Origin of the sequence: Streptomyces roseoverticillatus (assembly GCF_000719265.1) — a bacterium.
GTDB lineage: Bacteria > Actinomycetota > Actinomycetes > Streptomycetales > Streptomycetaceae > Streptomyces > Streptomyces roseoverticillatus.
The window spans coordinates 157484-174569 of record NZ_JOFL01000009.1 but is presented as its reverse complement, the minus strand read 5'-3'; the positions used below and the strand labels follow the sequence as shown (position 1 = coordinate 174569).

The window sequence follows — 17086 nt, the reverse complement described above, 5'->3', positions numbered from 1 at the left end:
CCCCTCGGTCCGTGCCTCAGTGCCGGTAGAGCTTGCGCTTGTTGATGTAGCGCACGACACCGTCGGGGACCAGATACCAGACCGGATCGCCCTGCGCCACGCGCGCCCGGCAGTCCGAGGAGGAGATCGCGAGGGCCGGCACCTCGACGAGGGAGACGCCGCCCTCCGGCAGCCCGGGGTTGGTCAGTATGTGGCCGGGCCGGGTCACGCCGATGAAGTGGGCCAGGGAGAACAGCTCCTCCGTGTCCCGCCAGGTGAGGATCTGGGACAGCGCGTCGGCGCCCGTGATGAAGAACAGGTCCGAGTCGTCGTTGAGCGCGGCCAGCTCACGGAGCGTGTCCGTGGTGTACGTCGGGCCGCCGCGGTCGATGTCGATCCGGCTGACCGAGAACTGCGGGTTGGACGCCGTGGCGATCACCGTCATCAGATAGCGGTCCTCCGCCGGCGACACCTCGCGGTGGCTCTTCTGCCACGGCTGTCCCGTCGGTACGAAGACCACCTCGTCCAGGTGGAAACGCGCGGCCACCTCGCTCGCGGCGACCAAGTGGCCGTGGTGGATCGGGTCGAAGGTCCCGCCCATCACGCCGAGCCGCCGCTTCACGGGCCCTGTCTGCTCTCCCATGCGTGCAGACCCTACTGGGCGCGGCCGGAGGCCGGACGCCCAGGGACCGGCTCGCTCAGCGGTCGCGGTTGAAGCGGGTGGTGACCCACAGCAGGAGCAGCAGGATGACCAGGGCGGCGCCGCCGGTCATGAACGGGCTGATGCTCGCGTGCGTATCGACGTGCTCGCCCTCGGAGGCGAGGGTGGCGAGGGCGGTGTGCGCTGAGGCGAAGGCAGTCATCGTCGGCAGGACCTATCCGGGACGGTAGCGGGCAGAGACTTCTGCCACATCGTATGCGGGGGCCGCGGGCGGGCTCACGCCGACTCCACGCCTTGCGGCGCGGCGTCAGCCGTTCTTCCGCCGTCCTTCCCTCCCGCGTCAGTCCTTCTTGTAGCCGCGCAGCAGGAACCAGGCCAGGAAGACGATCCCGACCACGCCGACGATGAGCACCGTACGGATGACGGGCCCCGGCCCCGTGTCGTCCTTGGAGACGGCGAGGAGCTCGGTGACGCCTGGCTGCGCGGCGAGTGCATGCAAAGGGGACATGCCTCCACGGTAGCCCCGCCGGCGGCAGCGCCTAGGGTGGGGTCCGGAAGGTGCATACGCCGCCGAGGGGGTCTCGATGAGTGACAGCAGCAACGGCAGCAACGGCCACGCTCCGGGGGACCGGCTGCCCGGCCGGCAGCGAAGGCGCTTCCCGGGCATCTCCTCCCGCGCCTACGAGCATCCGGCGGACCGCTCCGCCCTCGTGGCGCTGCGCAAGCTGAGCGGCTTCGACACGGTCTTCAAGGCGCTGAGCGGGCTGCTGCCCGAGCGCAGCCTGCGCCTGCTGTTCCTGTCGGACTCGGTGCGCGTGGGCGAGCAGCAGTTCCAGCACCTGCACACCATGCTGCTGGACGCCTGCTACCTCCTGGACCTGCCGAAGGTCCCGCCGATGTACGTCACGCAGGACCCCCAGCCCAACGCGATGTGCATCGGCCTGGACGAGCCCGTCATCGTCGTCACCACGGGCCTGGTCGAGCTGCTCGACGAGGAGGAGATGCGGGCCGTCGTCGGCCACGAGGCGGGGCACGCCCTCTCCGGGCACGCCGTCTACCGCACCATCCTGCTCTTCCTGACGAACTTCGCCGTCAAGGTCGCCTGGATCCCCCTGGGCAACGTCGCGATCATGGCGATCGTGACGGCACTGCGGGAGTGGTTCCGCAAGTCGGAGCTGTCCGCGGACCGGGCGGGGCTGCTGGTGGGCCAGGACGTCCAGGCCTCGATGCGCGGCCTGATGAAGATCGCGGGCGGCAACCACCTGCACGAGATGAACGTCGACGCGTTCCTCGCGCAGGCCGAGGAGTACGAGGCGGGCGGGGACCTGCGCGACTCCGTCCTCAAGATCATGAACGTGCTGCCGCGCAGCCACCCGTTCACCACCGTGCGGGCGGCGGAGCTGAAGAAGTGGGCCGCGAGCCGGGACTTCCAGCGGATCATGGACGGGCACTACCCGCGGCGCGACGAGGACAAGGACGCGTCGGTGACCGACTCCTTCCGGGAGTCGGCGAACCACTACGCGGAGTCGGTGAAGGCGAGCAAGGACCCCCTGATGGGGCTGGTGCGGGACATCGCCGGCGGCGCGGGCGACCTCGGCGGGCGCCTGCGGGACGCGTTCACGGGCCGCCCCGGCCCTTCGGGGAGCGGCTCCCCCAAGGACCCCGGGAAGGGCCCCGAGGGACCCTCGGAGGGCACGGAGAAGGCCTAGCGGCCTTTTCGCCCGGGTTTCCGGCCGGGACCGGGGTCGTACGGCACCGCCGGAACGGCCGGTGGGTGCTGAGCGCCGTCGCGGCGGGGAGTCCTTGCCGGGCTCGGCGGATTCCGCGCCGGCGGCGCCTCAGGCCTCGCGGCTGCAGAACTTTGCCGGGCTCGGCAAACTCTTTCCGCCGCGGCGGCGATCAGCCACCGCGCCGGATCCCGGCGGTGCCGAACCGTGGGCGACCCCCACGTTCGGCGAAACGGCTAGCGCCCCAGCACCCCGCACACCGCGCCGGCAGGCGGATCCGTGCTGTACGGATCCGTGCCCGGCACGGATCCGTCCGGCTTCTGGCCGGCCAGGAGGGGCCGCAGGTAGGCCTCGTCGTCGGCCGAGCAGGACTGCGGGCCGGCCTGCAGATAGCTCTGCACCACGATCAGGTGGTGCTCCTGCAGCCCGTCCCGGTCGAACCGGAACCGCATCTCGCGCCGCACGGTGAACAGCGACGCGTCCTGCGGGCCGGTCGCCGGGCGGACGGCGTAGACGAAGGTGTGGTCGGCGGAGACCTCCAGCGTCGCCGGCCCGCTCTCGGAGATGTGGAAGACGCCGCGCGTGCGGACGGGCGTGTCCACGAGGGCGACCCGCGCCGGGTCGAAGCGCACGAGCCAGGCCGTGGCCGCGTGCCGCCCGTCGTTCGCGGGCCGGTCGAAGCTCCGGTCGAACTGGTCGAGTTGGGCCGGGTCCAGCAGCAGCCGGACGGTCCGCTGGGAGCCTCCGGTGAGCACGGCCGGGTCGAGGGCCGACTTGACCGTGTACTCCTTGGCGGCGGCGAGGGCCGCCATCACCTGGCTCTCGGAGAAGTGCTGGGTGCTGCGCGCCGGGGGCAGATTCACGCCTTCGGTGCCGAGCCGGAACTGCGCGGCGGGGCTGCGGTCGAACAGCTCCTGCGCGCCGCCGCCGGGCACCGGCTCCTTGGGGGCCAGCGGCACGAGCATGGCGCGCATCGGCTCGGCCGCGGGCACGACCGGGTCCTTGTAGGGATGGCGCAATCCCATGTAGACGGCCGTGCCGAAGGCCAGGGCTATGAGGATCACGAGGACGAGGACCTGCCGGGAGGTGCTGACCCGGGACCACACGTGCCGGGTGCGGACGGCGAGCGCGTGATCACCCATGCGCTCGCTGGCGGAGAGCTCCTGCAGGCGGGCAGCGCGGACGAACGATTCGTCGAAGACGACGGATCGGTACTCGTCGTCCCCACCTGCCGGGACACCCTCGGGCGTGCCCTCAGGTGGGTCTCCAGGCCCGTCCATACATCAAGAGTAGGTCTACCGGGGCTCCGGTAAACGCCGTGGTACACGACAAGTTCCGAAGAAATTCCGGATCGGATAAGCCTGCCGGGGGCACGCGCATACGTGCAGGTCACAGCGGTTGCGGCGGGTGAGCCCCTGGCCTCCGGCGGGGCCGGTCAGGGGCGGGGCGCCGCCGAAGCCACCGGAGGCTCGGAATCCGCTGATACGGAGGGCAGCGGGCCCGGCCGGGAGCCCGCCGGGGCGTCCACGCCGGTGGTCGCGGGCGGCGGATCGGAGCTCGGCCGATTGCCCGAGGAGGCGCTGCGGTAGACGGCGGCGAAGGCGAGGGCCACCACGCCTATGCCCATCACCACCGCGAGCACCCAGGCCACCGGACGGTGCCAGCGGGCATGGCCCCGGTAGGGGCGCCGGGGGCCGCCGTGGCGGCCGTACGGCCCGTAGGCGTCGTCCGGGTCCAGGTCGTGGGTGAGGGTCGGCCAGGTGCCCGCACGGCCCGGGTGGTACCCCGGCAGGGCGCCGCCGAAGCCGTCCTCATAGGCGTCGAGATCATCGTCGGCGGGGCCGCCGCCGGACCGGGAGCGCGGCGACGGAGCGGACTGTGACGTCTCGCTTTCGGCGCGTGCCCGGTCGGCGGCGAGCATCCGCTCGACCGCTGAGGGCTCGCGGATCCTCGCGGACCGCACGAAATCCTCGTCGAAGACCACGGAGGCGAAGGGGTCGTCCCGATCGTCCCCGCTGCGGTTGCTGTCGGGCTCCTCGCCGTCCGGGAACGGCTGGCCCCCCACGTCGTCCGGCACCCGTCCAGCGTAGCCCCGGAACGGTCAATCCGCTCAGCCCGTAGGGGAATTCAGCTCGCGGGGAGCCCGTTGCCGCGCACGTGACCGTCGCCCGTGACGATGTACTTCGTCGAGGTCAGCTCGGGCAGGCCCATCGGGCCGCGCGCGTGCAGCTTCTGCGTGGAGATGCCGATCTCGGCGCCGAAGCCGAACTGGCTGCCGTCCGTGAACCGCGTCGAGGCGTTGACCGCGACGGTCGTCGCGTCCACGAGCTGGGTGAAGCGGCGGGCGGCGGCCTGCGACGTGGTCACGATGGCCTCGGTGTGGCCGGAGGACCACAGCCGGATGTGGCGGACCGCGGCGTCCAGGTCGTCCACGACGGCGGCGGCGATGTCGTACGAGAGGTACTCGGTCTCCCAGTCCTCGACAGTGGCCGGCACCACCGTGGCCGGGCTGCCCTCGGCCAGCTCCAGGACGCGCTCGCAGCCGTGCACCGTCACGCCGGCCTCCGCCAGGGCGGCGAGCGCCTTCGGCAGGAACTCCGCGGCGATGTCCTGGTGCACGAGCAGCGTCTCGGCCGCGTTGCACACGCTCACGCGCTGCGCCTTGGAGTTGACGAGGATGTCCACCGCCATGTCCAGGTCGGCCTGCGCGTCCACGTACACATGGCAGTTGCCGGTGCCCGTCTCGATGACGGGGACCGTGGACTCCTCCACGACCGTACGGATCAGGGAGGCGCCGCCGCGCGGGATCAGCACGTCGACCATGCCGCGGGCGCGCATCAGCTCGCGCACCGACTCGCGGCTCTCGCCCGGCACCAGCTGCACGGCGTCGGCCGGCAGGCCGGCCCCGCCCACGGCGTCGCGGATGACGCGCACGAGCGCGGTGTTGGAGGCGTACGCGGAGGACGAGCCGCGCAGCAGGACCGCGTTGCCGGACTTCAGGCACAGCGCGGCCGCGTCGACGGTCACGTTGGGCCGGGCCTCGTAGATGATCCCGACGACGCCGAGCGGCACGCGGACCTGCCGCAGGTCGATGCCGTTGGGAAGGGTGGAGCCGCGGACGACCTCGCCGACGGGGTCGGGCAGGGCCACCACGTCGCGCACGTCCTTGGCGATGGCCCGCACCCGCTCCGGGGTGAGGGTGAGGCGATCGACGACGCTCTCGCTCGTCCCGGCGGCGCGGGCCTTGGCGACGTCCTCGGCGTTGGCCTCGACGATCTCCTTCGTCCGCACCTCAAGGGCGTCGGCGATGGCCAGCAGCGCCTCGTCCTTCACCGAGCGCGGCAGTGGCGCGAGCTCCGCGGCGGCGGCGCGGGCGCGGTAGGCGGCGCGCAGCACCGGGGACTGCGGCATCGGGTCGGCGAGGGGGGAGGGGAAAACGCTGCTCATGACTGGCAGGGTAGTCGCGCGCGGCCCGGGGTCACCACGCATTCCGGACTGTGGACGCAGGGTCCGGCCCGCGGACGGGCCGGAGGGACGCGCCGGTCCGCTCAGAACGGGTGCACACCCACCGGCGTGGCCGGCAGCGGGCCGTAGCCCTCGGCGATCCGCTGGTGATACGTCTCCCGGTCGATGACCTCCAGGCCCACGATCTCCCACGGGGGCAGCCGGGCCGTCGAGCGGTGCTCGCCCCACAGGCGCAGTGCGACCGCCGCGGCGTCGTGTAGATCGCGCGCCTCCTCCCAGTACCGGATCTCGGCGTGGTCGCGGGCGTAGCGGCTGGTCAGCAGGAAGGGGTGGTCGTGGGCGAGCTGTTCGAGCGCGCGGCGCACCTCGGCGAGCGGCGCCTCGGCGCCCGAGACGCTGAGCGTGATGTGCCACAACCGCGACACTTCCACGGCATCGCCCCCGCCCCCGCCCGCGACGCTCGTCAGCGCGCGCGTCTCCCCCACGGCCCCGCGGGCCTGGGCGGAGGAGCCCGCGGCCGTGGCTGGGGGCGTGCCTCCAGCGCGGGGCAGCGCCCCTGGGCGCCCTCGTCTCACCGGCGGCCTCCTTGCTCGCTGCTCCGCGTGCGTACGGCGGAGCGGTGGTGCTGGTCGTCGCTCTCGCATCAAAGTTGACCAGTCTGCGGGCGGCCGCGTGGGGTTTTTGCGGAAAGGCCCCATGGAAAGGCTGGACTTACCGCACCGTCCGGCCCCGCCGTGGGGCCGGATCCGTTACCGCTGTGTCGCCGTGGGTGACGCTCGTCAGCGGCGCAGCACGACCAGGTCGTCGCGGTGCACGACCTCGCGCTCGTACTCCGGCCCGAGCTCCCGGGCCAGGTCGCGGGTGGAGCGGCCGAGCAGCTGCGGGATCTCGCCCGCGTCGAAGGCCACGAGCCCGCGCGCCACGGCCCGGCCCTCGGTGTCGCGCAGCTCGACGGGGTCGCCCGCGCTGAACTCGCCCTCGACCCCGGCGATGCCCGCCGGCAGCAGCGAGCCCGTGCCGTCGACCACGGCCCGGACGGCCCCCTCGTCGAGGGTCAGCGCGCCTTGGGGCGTGGAGGCGTGCGCGAGCCACAGCAGGCGGTCGGCGGAGCGGCGCCCGGTGCGGTGGAAGAAGGTGCCGGTGGAGCGGCCGGCGAGGGCGTCCGCCGCGCGGCTGGCGGAGGTGAGGACGACGGGGATGCCGGCGGCGGCCGCGATCCCGGCGGCGTCGACCTTGGTGACCATGCCGCCCGTGCCGACGCCGGCCTTGCCCGCGCTGCCGATCGAGATGCCCTCCAGGTCCTTCGGCCCGGTGACCTCGTCGATCCGCGAGGTGCCCGGCGTGGACGGGTCGCCGTCGTAGAGGCCGTCCACGTCGGAGAGGAGCACCAGCAGGTCCGCCCGTACGAGGTGGGCCACGAGGGCGGCCAGCCGGTCGTTGTCGCCGAAGCGGATCTCGTCCGTGGCCACCGTGTCGTTCTCGTTGACGACCGGCACCGCGCCCATGGCCAGCAGCTGGTCCAGCGTCCGGCGGGCGTTGCGGTAGTGCGCGCGGCGGCTGGTGTCGTCCGTCGTGAGCAGCACCTGACCCACGCGCCGGCCGTAACGGGCGAACGACGCGGTGTAACGGGCGACGAGGAGGCCCTGGCCGACGCTGGCGGCGGCCTGCTGGCGGGCCAGGTCGCGCGGGCGCCGGGCGAGGCCCAGCGGGGCCAGCCCGGCCGCGATGGCGCCGGAGGAGACCAGCACGATCTCCTTCTCGCCGCCGGCCTTGGCGAGCGTGTCGACGAGCGCGTCAACGCGGTCGGCGTCCAGTCCCCCGCCCGCGGTGGTGAGCGAGGACGACCCCACCTTGACCACGATCCTGCGCGCGGCCGCCACCGCCGCCGCACGGACCCCTTGCTGCTCCCCTGCCCCAGTCACCGCACACACCTCAGCCGATTCGCCGGTCGCCCGCCTCTGCCGGGCTGCCTCAGGCCCGCAAATCTACCGTCTGAGATTGTGGTCGTTCGGCCCTGTTTTGCGATGATTGCCATCACGGAAGATTGCTCCTGGACCAGCCCGCGTCATACGGTCGGTAGTCGACCGTTGCCCAGGCACGGTTCCCCCACACCCAAACAGTCCCCCCTACGTCCGCCTGCCAGGAGCCCTCCCAGTGCCTTCTGCCGGAACAGCCTCCCGACGCGCCGTCCAGGCCGCGGCGCTGCTCGCGATGCTGGTGTTCTTCGCCACGCAGCTCGCCGGCGCCCTGCTGCCCAACGTGCCGTTGCTGATCGCCGCCTCCGCGGCGGGGCTCGCCCTCGATCTCTACCTGCAGCACCGTGACCCCGGTCTCGTCGCCGTCCTCGGCAAGGTCCGCTTCGACGTCATGGTCCGGCAGCTGCTGCGCGACATGCTGGTCCTCCTCGGGCTGCTCCGGCTCCAGGGCGACGGCTCGCTGCGCGGATACGCCCCCCTCTTCGTCGGTCTCGTCCTCTTCTACGCCGCGCACCTCGCCTGCCAGGCCACCGCGATCCTGGTCCGGCGCAGCCGCACGCTGCCCTTCGTGACCCGCAACATCGACACGACCGGCCTGCGCCTGACCGCCGCGCCGCCGCGCCTGCTGGCCCGCCAGCACGGCCGCCGCCTGCTGCGCTTCGCGATCCCCGCCACCGCGGGCATGCTGGTCACCGCCGGCACGGAGAAGCCCCTGTGGGGCATCCTCGGCATCGCCGTGGCCCTCCTGCTGGCCGCGGGCGGCACCGTCCACCTGGCGGGCTGGCTGCGGCCCAAGAAGCGCATCGCGGACGAGCAGCGCGCCCTGGAGTGGCTCGACCGCTGGCTGGCCGACTACCAGCCGACCGCGGGCATGTACTTCTCCGGCGGCACCACCTCGGCCTACCAGGCCAACATGTGGCTCTCCACCCTCGCCGCGCTCGACGGCAACCCCGTGATCGTGCTCCGCGAGCGCTTCATGGTGCAGAAGATCGAGGCCACCGACGTGCCGATCATCTGCATCCCCAAGGTCGTCCACCTGATGGCCCTGGAGAAGTCCTCGCTGAAGATGATGATCCACCCGGCGAACTCCGGTAAGACCTCGCAGGTCCTGCGGATGCCGTCGATCAAGCACGCGTTCATCAACCACGGCGAGAGCGACAAGCTCTCCAGCTGCAACCCGTACTCCAAGGCGTACGACGAGATCTGGGTCGCCGGCCCCGCCGCCCGCGAGCGCTACCAGCTCGCCGACATCGGCGTCGACGACCGCGACGTGGTCGAGGTCGGCCGCCCGCAGCTGGCCCCGATCCGCCCGTACGCGGGCGCACCGACGCGCGAGTTCACCACCGTGCTGTACGCCCCCACGTGGGAGGGCTGGGACGGCAACCCCGGCAACACCTCGGTGATGCTCGCCGGCGAGAACGTCGTCCGCGCGCTCCTCGCCGACCCCAAGGTGCGCCTCCTCTACAAGCCGCACCCGATGACCGGCTCCGTCGACCCGCGCGCGGGCCGCGCCAACGAGCGCATCCAGGCCATGATCCGCGAGGCCGCCGCAGCCCGCACCGGCGCCCGCCCGGGCCCGGAGGCCGCCGCCGAGCTCGACCGCCGCACGGCCGAGCTGGACCGCCTGACGACGAGCACGTTCCGCGACAGCGCGGACGAGATCGAGCGGATGATGCTCCAGGGCACGCCCGAGGCGGGCCGCGCCGCGACCGTCGAGGCCGCCACCGCCGCCTGGGAAGCCGCCTACTGGGCCTCCCTGCCGGAGTGGGAGCACCAGATCATCACCACCGCCCGCCCGGCGCTCTTCAGCTGCTTCAACGAAGCGGACGTCCTGATCAGCGACGTGTCGAGCGTCGTCTCGGACTACCTGATCAGCGAGAAGCCGTACGCCGTCGCCAACACCAGCGGCATGACCGAGGAGGAGTTCCGCTCGAACTTCCCGACCGTCAGCGCGGCGACGATCCTCACGCCGGAGGCCGGCGAGGTCGCGGGCCTGCTCGCGGCCGTCCGCAACCCCCGCCTGGACGGCCTCGCCGAGGCCCGCGCCGAGCTCAAGGTCCAGCTCCTCGGCCCGTCCGACCCGCCGTCCCTGGTCCGCTTCAACGCGGCGGCGCTGGCGCTCGCCGCGGAGGCCGACGCCCGGCGCGCACGGATGGAGGCTCGCGCCTCCGAGATCCCGATGCAGCGCGAGGCGGATGCGGCTGCGGCGGTGTAAGACTGCGTCAGCATGACGAAGGCCCGGGAGGTTTCCTCCCGGGCCTTCGTCATGCTGTGTGCGGTGCCGCGCCCCGTAAGGGGCGCGGGGAACGGCGCGAGCAACCACGGTCGGCCCGCAGCCGACTGACAAGGCATGAGTAAGGCCCCCGGGAGGTTTCCCTCCCGGGGGCCTTACGTATGGCCGGAGGCCAGGTGCTGCGTCGACTGAAGGCCGTCTTCGGCTGGTCGCGCAGTTCCCCGCGCCCCTTTGACGGGGCGCCGTTCCCCGCGCCCCTGACGGGGCCCGTCCGTGCAGCGCGTGGGGCCGCACAGACGCACCCGGCACGGGAACCGTCAGAACGGGTTGAACTCGTCGTACTCCCGGTCCGCCTCGTCCCGCTCCGCGTCCCGGTCCCGACGCCGCTGCGCCGCAGGCCTCGGCGCCTCGAGGCGGTGGTCCTCACCACGACGCCCCAGCATCTCCGCACCGGCGGCCATCGACGGCTCCCAGTCGAAGACGACCGCGTCGTCCTCGGAGCCGATGGCGACGCCGTCGCCCGCGCGGGCACCGGCCTTCATCAGCTGGTCCTCGACGCCGAGGCGGTTGAGGCGGTCGGCGAGGTAGCCCACGGCCTCGTCGTTGTTGAAGTCGGTCTGGCGCACCCAGCGCTCCGGCTTCTCGCCGCGCACGCGGTAGAGGCCGTCCTCTTCCAGGGTGACGGTGAAGCCCGCGTCGTCGACGGCCTTCGGGCGGATGACGATGCGGGTCGCCTCCTCCTTCGGCTTCGCGGCGCGCGCCTCGGCGACGATGCCGGCGAGCGCGAAGGACAGCTCCTTCAGGCCGTGCCGGGAGACCGCGGAGACCTCGAAGACGCGGTAGCCGCGGGCCTCCAGGTCGGGGCGGATCATGTCCGCGAGGTCCTGGCCGTCGGGGATGTCGACCTTGTTGAGGACGACGATGCGCGGCCGGTCCTCCAGGCCGCCGTACTCCCGCAGCTCCGCCTCGATGACGTCGAGGTCGGTCAGCGGGTCGCGCTCGGACTCCAGCGTCGCGGTGTCGAGGACGTGCACGAGCACCGAACAGCGCTCGACGTGGCGCAGGAACTCCAGGCCGAGGCCCTTGCCCTGGCTGGCGCCGGGGATCAGGCCGGGCACGTCGGCGATGGTGTAGACGGTCGCACCGGCCGTGACGACGCCCAGGTTCGGGACGAGCGTGGTGAACGGGTAGTCGGCGATCTTCGGCTTGGCCGCGGAGAGCACCGAGATCAGCGAGGACTTGCCGGCGCTCGGGAAGCCGACGAGGGCCACGTCGGCGACGGTCTTGAGCTCCAGGACGACGTCGCCGGTCTGGCCGGGCTCGCCGAGCAGCGCGAAGCCGGGGGCCTTGCGGCGGGCCGAGGCCAGCGCGGCGTTGCCGAGGCCGCCGCGGCCGCCCTGGGCGGCGATGTAGGTGGTGCCCTCGCCGACGAGGTCGGCCAGGACGTTGCCCTTGGCGTCCAGGACGACGGTGCCGTCCGGGACGGGCAGGACGAGGTCGGAGCCGTCCTTGCCGGAGCGGTTGCCGCCCTCGCCGGGCTTGCCGTTGGTGGCCTTGCGGTGCGGGCTGTGGTGGTACTCGAGCAGGGTGGTGACGGACTGGTCCACGACCAGGATCACGTCGCCGCCACGGCCGCCGTTGCCGCCGTCCGGGCCGCCGAGCGGCTTGAACTTCTCCCGGTGCACGGAGGCGCAGCCATGGCCTCCGTTACCCGCGGCGACGTGCAGCTCGACGCGGTCCACGAAGGTGGTCATAGCAGTGTGCCTCCAGATACGTACAGGGGATGTCTTACGTTGTAACGCAGCGAGGGCGGCCCCGCTTCCCCGCAGGGAAGGGAGGTCCGCCCTCGCTTATCGCTCTACGGAAGCCTTGGGTCAGGCAGCCGGAACGATGTTGACGACCTTGCGGCCACGGTGGGTGCCGAACTGCACCGCACCGGCCTCAAGCGCGAACAGGGTGTCGTCGCCGCCGCGACCGACACCGGCGCCCGGGTGGAAGTGGGTGCCGCGCTGGCGGACCAGGATCTCACCGGCGTTGACGAGCTGACCGCCGAAGCGCTTCACGCCGAGCCGCTGAGCGTTGGAATCGCGACCGTTCCGGGTGGACGATGCGCCCTTCTTGTGTGCCATGTCTCCTCAGTCCCTTACTTCGCAGCCGTGGGGATGCCGGTGATCTTCACCGCGGTGTACTGCTGGCGGTGACCGATGCGCTTGCGGTAACCGGTCTTGTTCTTGTACTTCAGGATGTCGATCTTGGCACCCTTGTGGTGGTCGACGATCTCGGCCGAGACCTTGATGCCGGCCAGGACCCACGGGTCGCTGGTGACGTTCTCGCCGTCGACGACGAGCAGCGTCGAGAGCTCGACCGCGTCGCCCACCTTGCCGGTGGAAATCTTGTCAACCTCGACGATGTCGCCGACAGCAACCTTGTGCTGGCGACCGCCGCTACGCACGATTGCGTACACGCGGATCTCACTCTCTCGCTAGTAAAGGGACCTCTGATGCCAGCCGCTCGCACGGGCCGGAGACCGTGACTGTCCGAGTGGACGAGCGGCCTCTCCCGGCGGGCCGGGAGGGGTTTGCTCAGTGGCGTGGTGCCGTAACAGACACCGACCGTCAAGATTACGTGCCCTTGACGAACGGGTCAAACCGGCCGATCACCGGTGCGGCGGGAGTCGCGCGCTGGGCTCAGCGCACCCCTCCCGCCGCACCGGAGCGTTGCTCAGTCCTCCGAGGAGGACACCGCTTCCGCCGCCTTCTTCGTCGTCCGCTTGGCCGGGGCCTTCTTGGCCGCCGTCTTCGTGGCGGTCTTCTTGGCCGTGGCCTTCTTCGCGGTCGTCGTCTTCTTGGCCGCCGTCTTCTTGGCGGCGGCCTTCTTCGCCGGAGCCTTCTTGGCAGCCGTCTTCTTCGCGGCCGTCTTGCGGGCGGTCTTCTTGGCCGGGGCCACGGCCTCGGCCTCCTCGGCACCCTCGGAGACGGGCTCGGCGACCGGCTCGGCGGCCTCGGGGGCCTCCGCTGCCGGCTCGGCCGCGGCCGCGGCCGGGACGACCACGACGGCCGCCTCGGCGTCCGCCGGCGATCCCGCCGGAGCCGAGACCCTGCGGGTCACCCGGCGGCGCGGCCGCGCGGGAGCGGCCGGAGCCGCCTCCTCCACGGGCTCCGCGACGGGCGCGGGCTCCTCGACCGGCTCGGCGACAGCAGCAGCCTCAGCGGCCGGCGCAGGCGCCTCCACCACGACCTCGGCCGGAGCCTCGGCCACCCGCGGCGCACCCGCCGGAGCGGACGCCTTGCGGGTCGCCCGGCGGCGCGTACGGCCGCCGCGCTTGGCCGCGGCCTCCGCCTCGGACGCGCTGCTGAACCACTCCTCGTCACCGCCGACGGCCGGCTGAAGCTCGGCCTCGGTGACGGCGACGGGCTCCAGCTCGGGCGCCTCGGCGGCCTCGGGGGCCTCCTCGGCCGACGGGGCCTCCTCCGCGGCCGGAGCCGCGGCGGCCTCGTGCACGTGCTCGTGCCCGGCCTTGCCCTTCTTCTTGCCGCGCTTGCCGCCGCCACCGCCGCCGACCGACGCCGGCTGGTCCATGTGGACGATGACGCCGCGGCCGTTGCAGTGCACGCAGCCCTCGGAGAAGGACTCCAGCAGGCCCTGGCCCACCCGCTTGCGGGTCATCTGGACCAGACCCAGCGAGGTCACCTCGGCGACCTGGTGCTTCGTCCGGTCACGGCCCAGGCACTCCAGCAGGCGCCGCAGCACCAGGTCCCGGTTGGACTCCAGCACCATGTCGATGAAGTCGATCACGATGATGCCACCGAGGTCGCGCAGCCGCAGCTGGCGCACGATCTCCTCGGCCGCCTCCAGGTTGTTCCTGGTGACCGTCTCCTCCAGGTTGCCGCCCTGGCCGGTGAACTTGCCGGTGTTGACGTCGACGACGACCATCGCCTCGGTCCGGTCGATCACGAGCGATCCGCCGCTCGGCAGCCAGACCTTGCGGTCCAGCGCCTTCATCAGCTGCTCGTCGATCCGGTACGTGGCGAAGACGTCGACGTCCGACGTCCACTTCTGCAGCCGGTCGGCCAGGTCGGGCGCGACGTGCGAGACGTAGCCGTGGATGGTCTCCCAGGCCTGGTCACCGCTGACGATGACCTTGGAGAAGTCCTCGTTGAAGATGTCGCGGACGACGCGGACGGTCATGTCCGGCTCGCCGTAGAGCAGGCTCGGCGAGCTCGTCGAGATCTGCTTCGCCTTCTTCTGGATGTCCTCCCACTGCGCCTGCAGGCGCTCGACGTCGCGGCGCAGCTCGTCCTCGCTCGCGCCCTCGGCGGCGGTGCGCACGATGACGCCCGCGTCCTCGGGGACGATCTTCTTGAGGATGGTCTTCAGGCGCGCCCGCTCGGTGTCGGGGAGCTTGCGGCTGATGCCGGTCATCGAGCCCTCGGGCACGTACACGAGGTAGCGGCCCGGGAGGGAGACCTGGCTGGTCAGACGCGCGCCCTTGTGCCCGATCGGGTCCTTGGTGACCTGGACGAGCACGGACTGGCCGGACTTCAGCGCGGTCTCGATGCGGCGCGGGCCGTTGCCCATGCCGAGCGCCTCGAAGTTGACCTCGCCCGCGTACAGGACGGCGTTGCGGCCCTTGCCGATGTCGACGAAGGCGGCCTCCATCGACGGCAGCACGTTCTGGACCTTGCCCAGGTAGACGTTGCCGACGTAGCTGGTGGCCTGCTCCTTGTTGACGAAGTGCTCGACGAGGACGTTGTCCTCCAGCACGCCGATCTGGGTGCGCTCGCCGCTCTGGCGGACGACCATCACGCGCTCGACGGCCTCGCGGCGGGCCAGGAACTCGGCCTCGGTGATGATCGGCACGCGGCGGCGGCCCTGCTCGCGGCCCTCGCGGCGGCGCTGCTTCTTCGCCTCCATGCGGGTCGAGCCCTTGATGGACTGCACCTCGTCGAAGCCGGTGCCGGGCTCGCGCTCCTCGCGCTTGCGGGGCTCGCGGACCTTGACGACCGTGCGCTCCGGCTCGTCGGCGCCCGGCTCGGTCTCGATGGCCTCACCGGTGCGACGGCGGCGGCGACGGCGGCGACGGCTGCCGGCCGTGCCCAGGCCTGCGGCCTCCTCGTCCTCCTCGGGCTCCTCCTCGCGGGCCTCGGCGGCCTCCTCGGGCTCGGCCTCCGGCTCCTCCTCGGTCTCGCCCTCGGCGGCCTCGCCACGGCGGCGGCGACGGCCACCCCGGCGACGGCGGCGGGAGGGGCGCTCGCCCTGCTCCTCGTCCTCGGCGGCGGCCTCGGCCTCCTCGGGCTCGGCCTCCGGCTCCTCCTCGGCGGCGACCGGTGCGGCCTCGGCCTGCTCGGCCTCGGCGGGCTCGCCGCGGCGGCGGCGACGGCGGCGGCCGGCGGCCGGAGCCTCGGCGACGACGCGCTCCTCGCGCTCCTCCTCGGCCTCGGCCGGCTCCTCCACGGCGGCCGCGGCAGCGGCAGCGGCGGCGGTCTCCGGGGTCTGGAACATCGGCTCGGTGAAGACGGGCGCCTGGAAGACGGCCGTCGGGGGGCGCACGGCACGGCGGCGACCCCGCGCGGGGGCGGCGGCCTCCTCCGGCGCGGCCTCGGCGGCCTCGCGGGCGCGGCTCGCCTCCTTCGCGGCCTCCAGGGCGGCGGCGGCCTGCTCGGCGTCACCGGCGGCGACGCGACGGCGCGAGCGCGAACGGGCGGGAGCCGGCTCGGCGGCGGCCTCGGCGGGCTGCTCGGCGGCGGCGGGCGCCGCGGCGGGGGCGGTGGCCCGGCGGCGGGTACGGCGGCCGCGGGGCTCGGCGGGAGCCTGCTCCTCGGCCTCGGTGACGGGCTCGGCAACCGGCTCGGCGGCGACGGCCTCGGCCGGCTCGGCGGCCTGCGGGGCGCCCGCCGGGGCGGTGGCCTTACGGGTGGCACGACGGCGCGTACGGGCCGGGGCGGCGGTCTCGGCGGCCTCAGGGGCGGCCTCAGCAACCGGAGCGGGCTCGGCAGCGGCCTCCGGCACGGCCTCGGCCTGCGGCGCACCCGCCGGAGCGGAAGCACGACGCACGGCGCGACGGCGCGGACGGGCAGGAGCGGCCGGAGCCTCCTGCGGCTCCTCGGCCACGGGCTCGGCGGCGACCGGGGCGGCGGCCTGCGCGGGCGCCTCCACAGCGGCCTCGGCGGCCTGCGGCGCACCGGCCGGGGCGGAAGCGCGGCGCACGGCACGGCGGCGCGTACGGGCCGGGGCGGCGGTCTCGGCGGCCTCAGGGGCGGCCTCAGCAACCGGAGCGGGCTCGGCAGCGGCCTCCGTCACGGCCTCGGCCTGCGGCGCACCCGCCGGAGCGGAAGCACGACGCACGGCGCGACGGCGCGGACGGGCCGGGGCGGCCGGAGCCTCCTGCGGCTCCTCGGCCTCTTCGGCCTCCTCCGCGACGGCGGCGGCGACGGCCGGCTCGAGCGGCTCGACGACGGCCTCGGCGCCCTTCGGGGCGCCGGCGGGGGCGGTGGCCTTACGGGTGGCACGGCGGCGGGTACGGGGAGCGGGCTCCACGGCGGGCTCCTCGACGGGCTCGGCGGTCAGGGCGACGGGCTGCGGGGACTCGGCCACCTCGGGGGCGGTCTCCACGGCGGGCTCGGCGACCTTGGGGGCGCCGGTGGAGGCCGTGGCCTTGCGGGTGGCACGGCGGCGCGGGCGCGCGGGCGTCGAAGGAGCGGCCGGGGCCCCGGCCTCCGGCGCGGCGGCCGGGGCAGCGGGTGCGGCGGCCTCGGGGGCCTCGGCGGCCCCGGCCGGCGGGCCCGCGGGGCGGGAGGCCGCACGGCGGCGGCGACGTGCCGGCAGCGTGTCGCTGGGGCTGTTGTTGTCGGATTCGGTCCCGGCAGGGCCGGGCTCAGCGGGCTCAATGGATTCGAGCATGCGGGCGGTTCTCCCGTCACGCTCCCGGGCGCCGCGCCGGTTCCGGCCCGCCGGTCCGCGTGATGAGCGCGGTACCGCCGTCCGGGGCGCGGTCGCCGCACGGGAGCTGTCGTCTCGCTCGCCGGGCCCGAACCATGTCCTCGGG

Annotated in this window: 14 protein-coding genes; 2 read left to right on the top strand and 12 right to left on the bottom strand. The window is 73.5% G+C overall.

Annotated elements, in window-relative coordinates; all coding sequences use genetic code 11:
* Positions 1-16 precede the first annotated feature (16 nt).
* The 3 genes from nadD to IF61_RS36285 form a co-directional block, all read right to left on the bottom strand.
* Positions 17-622 carry a nicotinate-nucleotide adenylyltransferase gene (nadD, locus tag IF61_RS0113090; RefSeq protein ID WP_030366514.1) on the bottom strand — a complete coding sequence of 202 codons (606 nt, stop codon included), beginning with the start codon at positions 620-622 and terminating at the stop codon, positions 17-19.
* A gap of 55 nt (positions 623-677) precedes the next feature.
* Positions 678-842: a hypothetical protein gene (locus IF61_RS36290; RefSeq protein WP_030366513.1), complete on the bottom strand. Its 165-nt coding sequence runs from the start codon at positions 840-842 to the stop codon at positions 678-680.
* Between the two features lie 138 nt (positions 843-980).
* Positions 981-1148 carry a hypothetical protein gene (locus IF61_RS36285; protein WP_043188928.1) on the bottom strand — a complete coding sequence of 56 codons (168 nt, stop codon included), beginning with the start codon at positions 1146-1148 and terminating at the stop codon, positions 981-983.
* 76 nt (positions 1149-1224) lie between these two features.
* Between IF61_RS36285 and IF61_RS0113075 the strand changes: the two genes are divergently transcribed.
* A complete protein-coding gene (locus IF61_RS0113075; RefSeq protein WP_030366512.1) occupies positions 1225-2349 on the top strand; it encodes a M48 family metallopeptidase in 1125 nt (374 codons plus the stop codon).
* Positions 2350-2603: 254 nt separating this feature from the next.
* Here the strand turns inward: IF61_RS0113075 and IF61_RS0113070 are convergent, their stop codons facing one another.
* The 5 genes from IF61_RS0113070 to proB all read right to left on the bottom strand — a co-directional run bounded on the left by IF61_RS0113070 (position 2604) and on the right by proB (position 7712).
* A complete protein-coding gene (locus tag IF61_RS0113070; protein ID WP_030366511.1) occupies positions 2604-3647 on the bottom strand; it encodes an SCO2583 family membrane protein in 1044 nt (347 codons plus the stop codon).
* A gap of 155 nt (positions 3648-3802) precedes the next feature.
* Positions 3803-4444, bottom strand: coding sequence for an SCO2584 family spore wall biosynthesis protein (locus IF61_RS0113065; RefSeq protein ID WP_030366510.1), 642 nt, complete (start codon positions 4442-4444; stop codon positions 3803-3805).
* A gap of 50 nt (positions 4445-4494) precedes the next feature.
* Positions 4495-5814 (bottom strand): glutamate-5-semialdehyde dehydrogenase, encoded by a 1320-nt coding sequence (locus tag IF61_RS0113060; RefSeq protein ID WP_030366509.1) that lies wholly within the window; start codon positions 5812-5814, stop codon positions 4495-4497.
* Between the two features lie 101 nt (positions 5815-5915).
* Entirely contained in the window at positions 5916-6299 is a 384-nt protein-coding gene (locus tag IF61_RS0113055; RefSeq protein WP_397945236.1) for a hypothetical protein, read from the bottom strand.
* Positions 6300-6611: 312 nt separating this feature from the next.
* A complete protein-coding gene (gene proB, locus IF61_RS0113050; RefSeq protein ID WP_030366507.1) occupies positions 6612-7712 on the bottom strand; it encodes a glutamate 5-kinase in 1101 nt (366 codons plus the stop codon).
* 274 nt (positions 7713-7986) lie between these two features.
* On the opposite strand from proB, the gene IF61_RS0113045 reads away from it, so the two are divergent.
* Positions 7987-10023, top strand: a complete 2037-nt coding sequence (locus IF61_RS0113045; RefSeq protein ID WP_052392665.1) for a hypothetical protein — start codon at positions 7987-7989, stop codon at positions 10021-10023.
* Positions 10024-10358: 335 nt separating this feature from the next.
* Here the strand turns inward: IF61_RS0113045 and obgE are convergent, their stop codons facing one another.
* The 4 genes from obgE to IF61_RS0113025 all read right to left on the bottom strand — a co-directional run bounded on the left by obgE (position 10359) and on the right by IF61_RS0113025 (position 16941).
* Positions 10359-11795, bottom strand: a complete 1437-nt coding sequence (obgE, locus tag IF61_RS0113040) for a GTPase ObgE (RefSeq protein WP_030366505.1) — start codon at positions 11793-11795, stop codon at positions 10359-10361.
* Positions 11796-11915: 120 nt separating this feature from the next.
* The gene (rpmA, locus tag IF61_RS0113035; RefSeq protein WP_030366504.1) at positions 11916-12170 is read right to left on the bottom strand and encodes a 50S ribosomal protein L27; all 255 of its coding nucleotides are present in this window, start codon (positions 12168-12170) and stop codon (positions 11916-11918) included.
* A gap of 14 nt (positions 12171-12184) precedes the next feature.
* Positions 12185-12505 (bottom strand): 50S ribosomal protein L21, encoded by a 321-nt coding sequence (rplU, locus tag IF61_RS0113030; protein WP_030366503.1) that lies wholly within the window; start codon positions 12503-12505, stop codon positions 12185-12187.
* A gap of 257 nt (positions 12506-12762) precedes the next feature.
* Entirely contained in the window at positions 12763-16941 is a 4179-nt protein-coding gene (locus IF61_RS0113025) for an Rne/Rng family ribonuclease (RefSeq protein ID WP_030366502.1), read from the bottom strand.
* Positions 16942-17086: the final 145 nt, after the last annotated feature.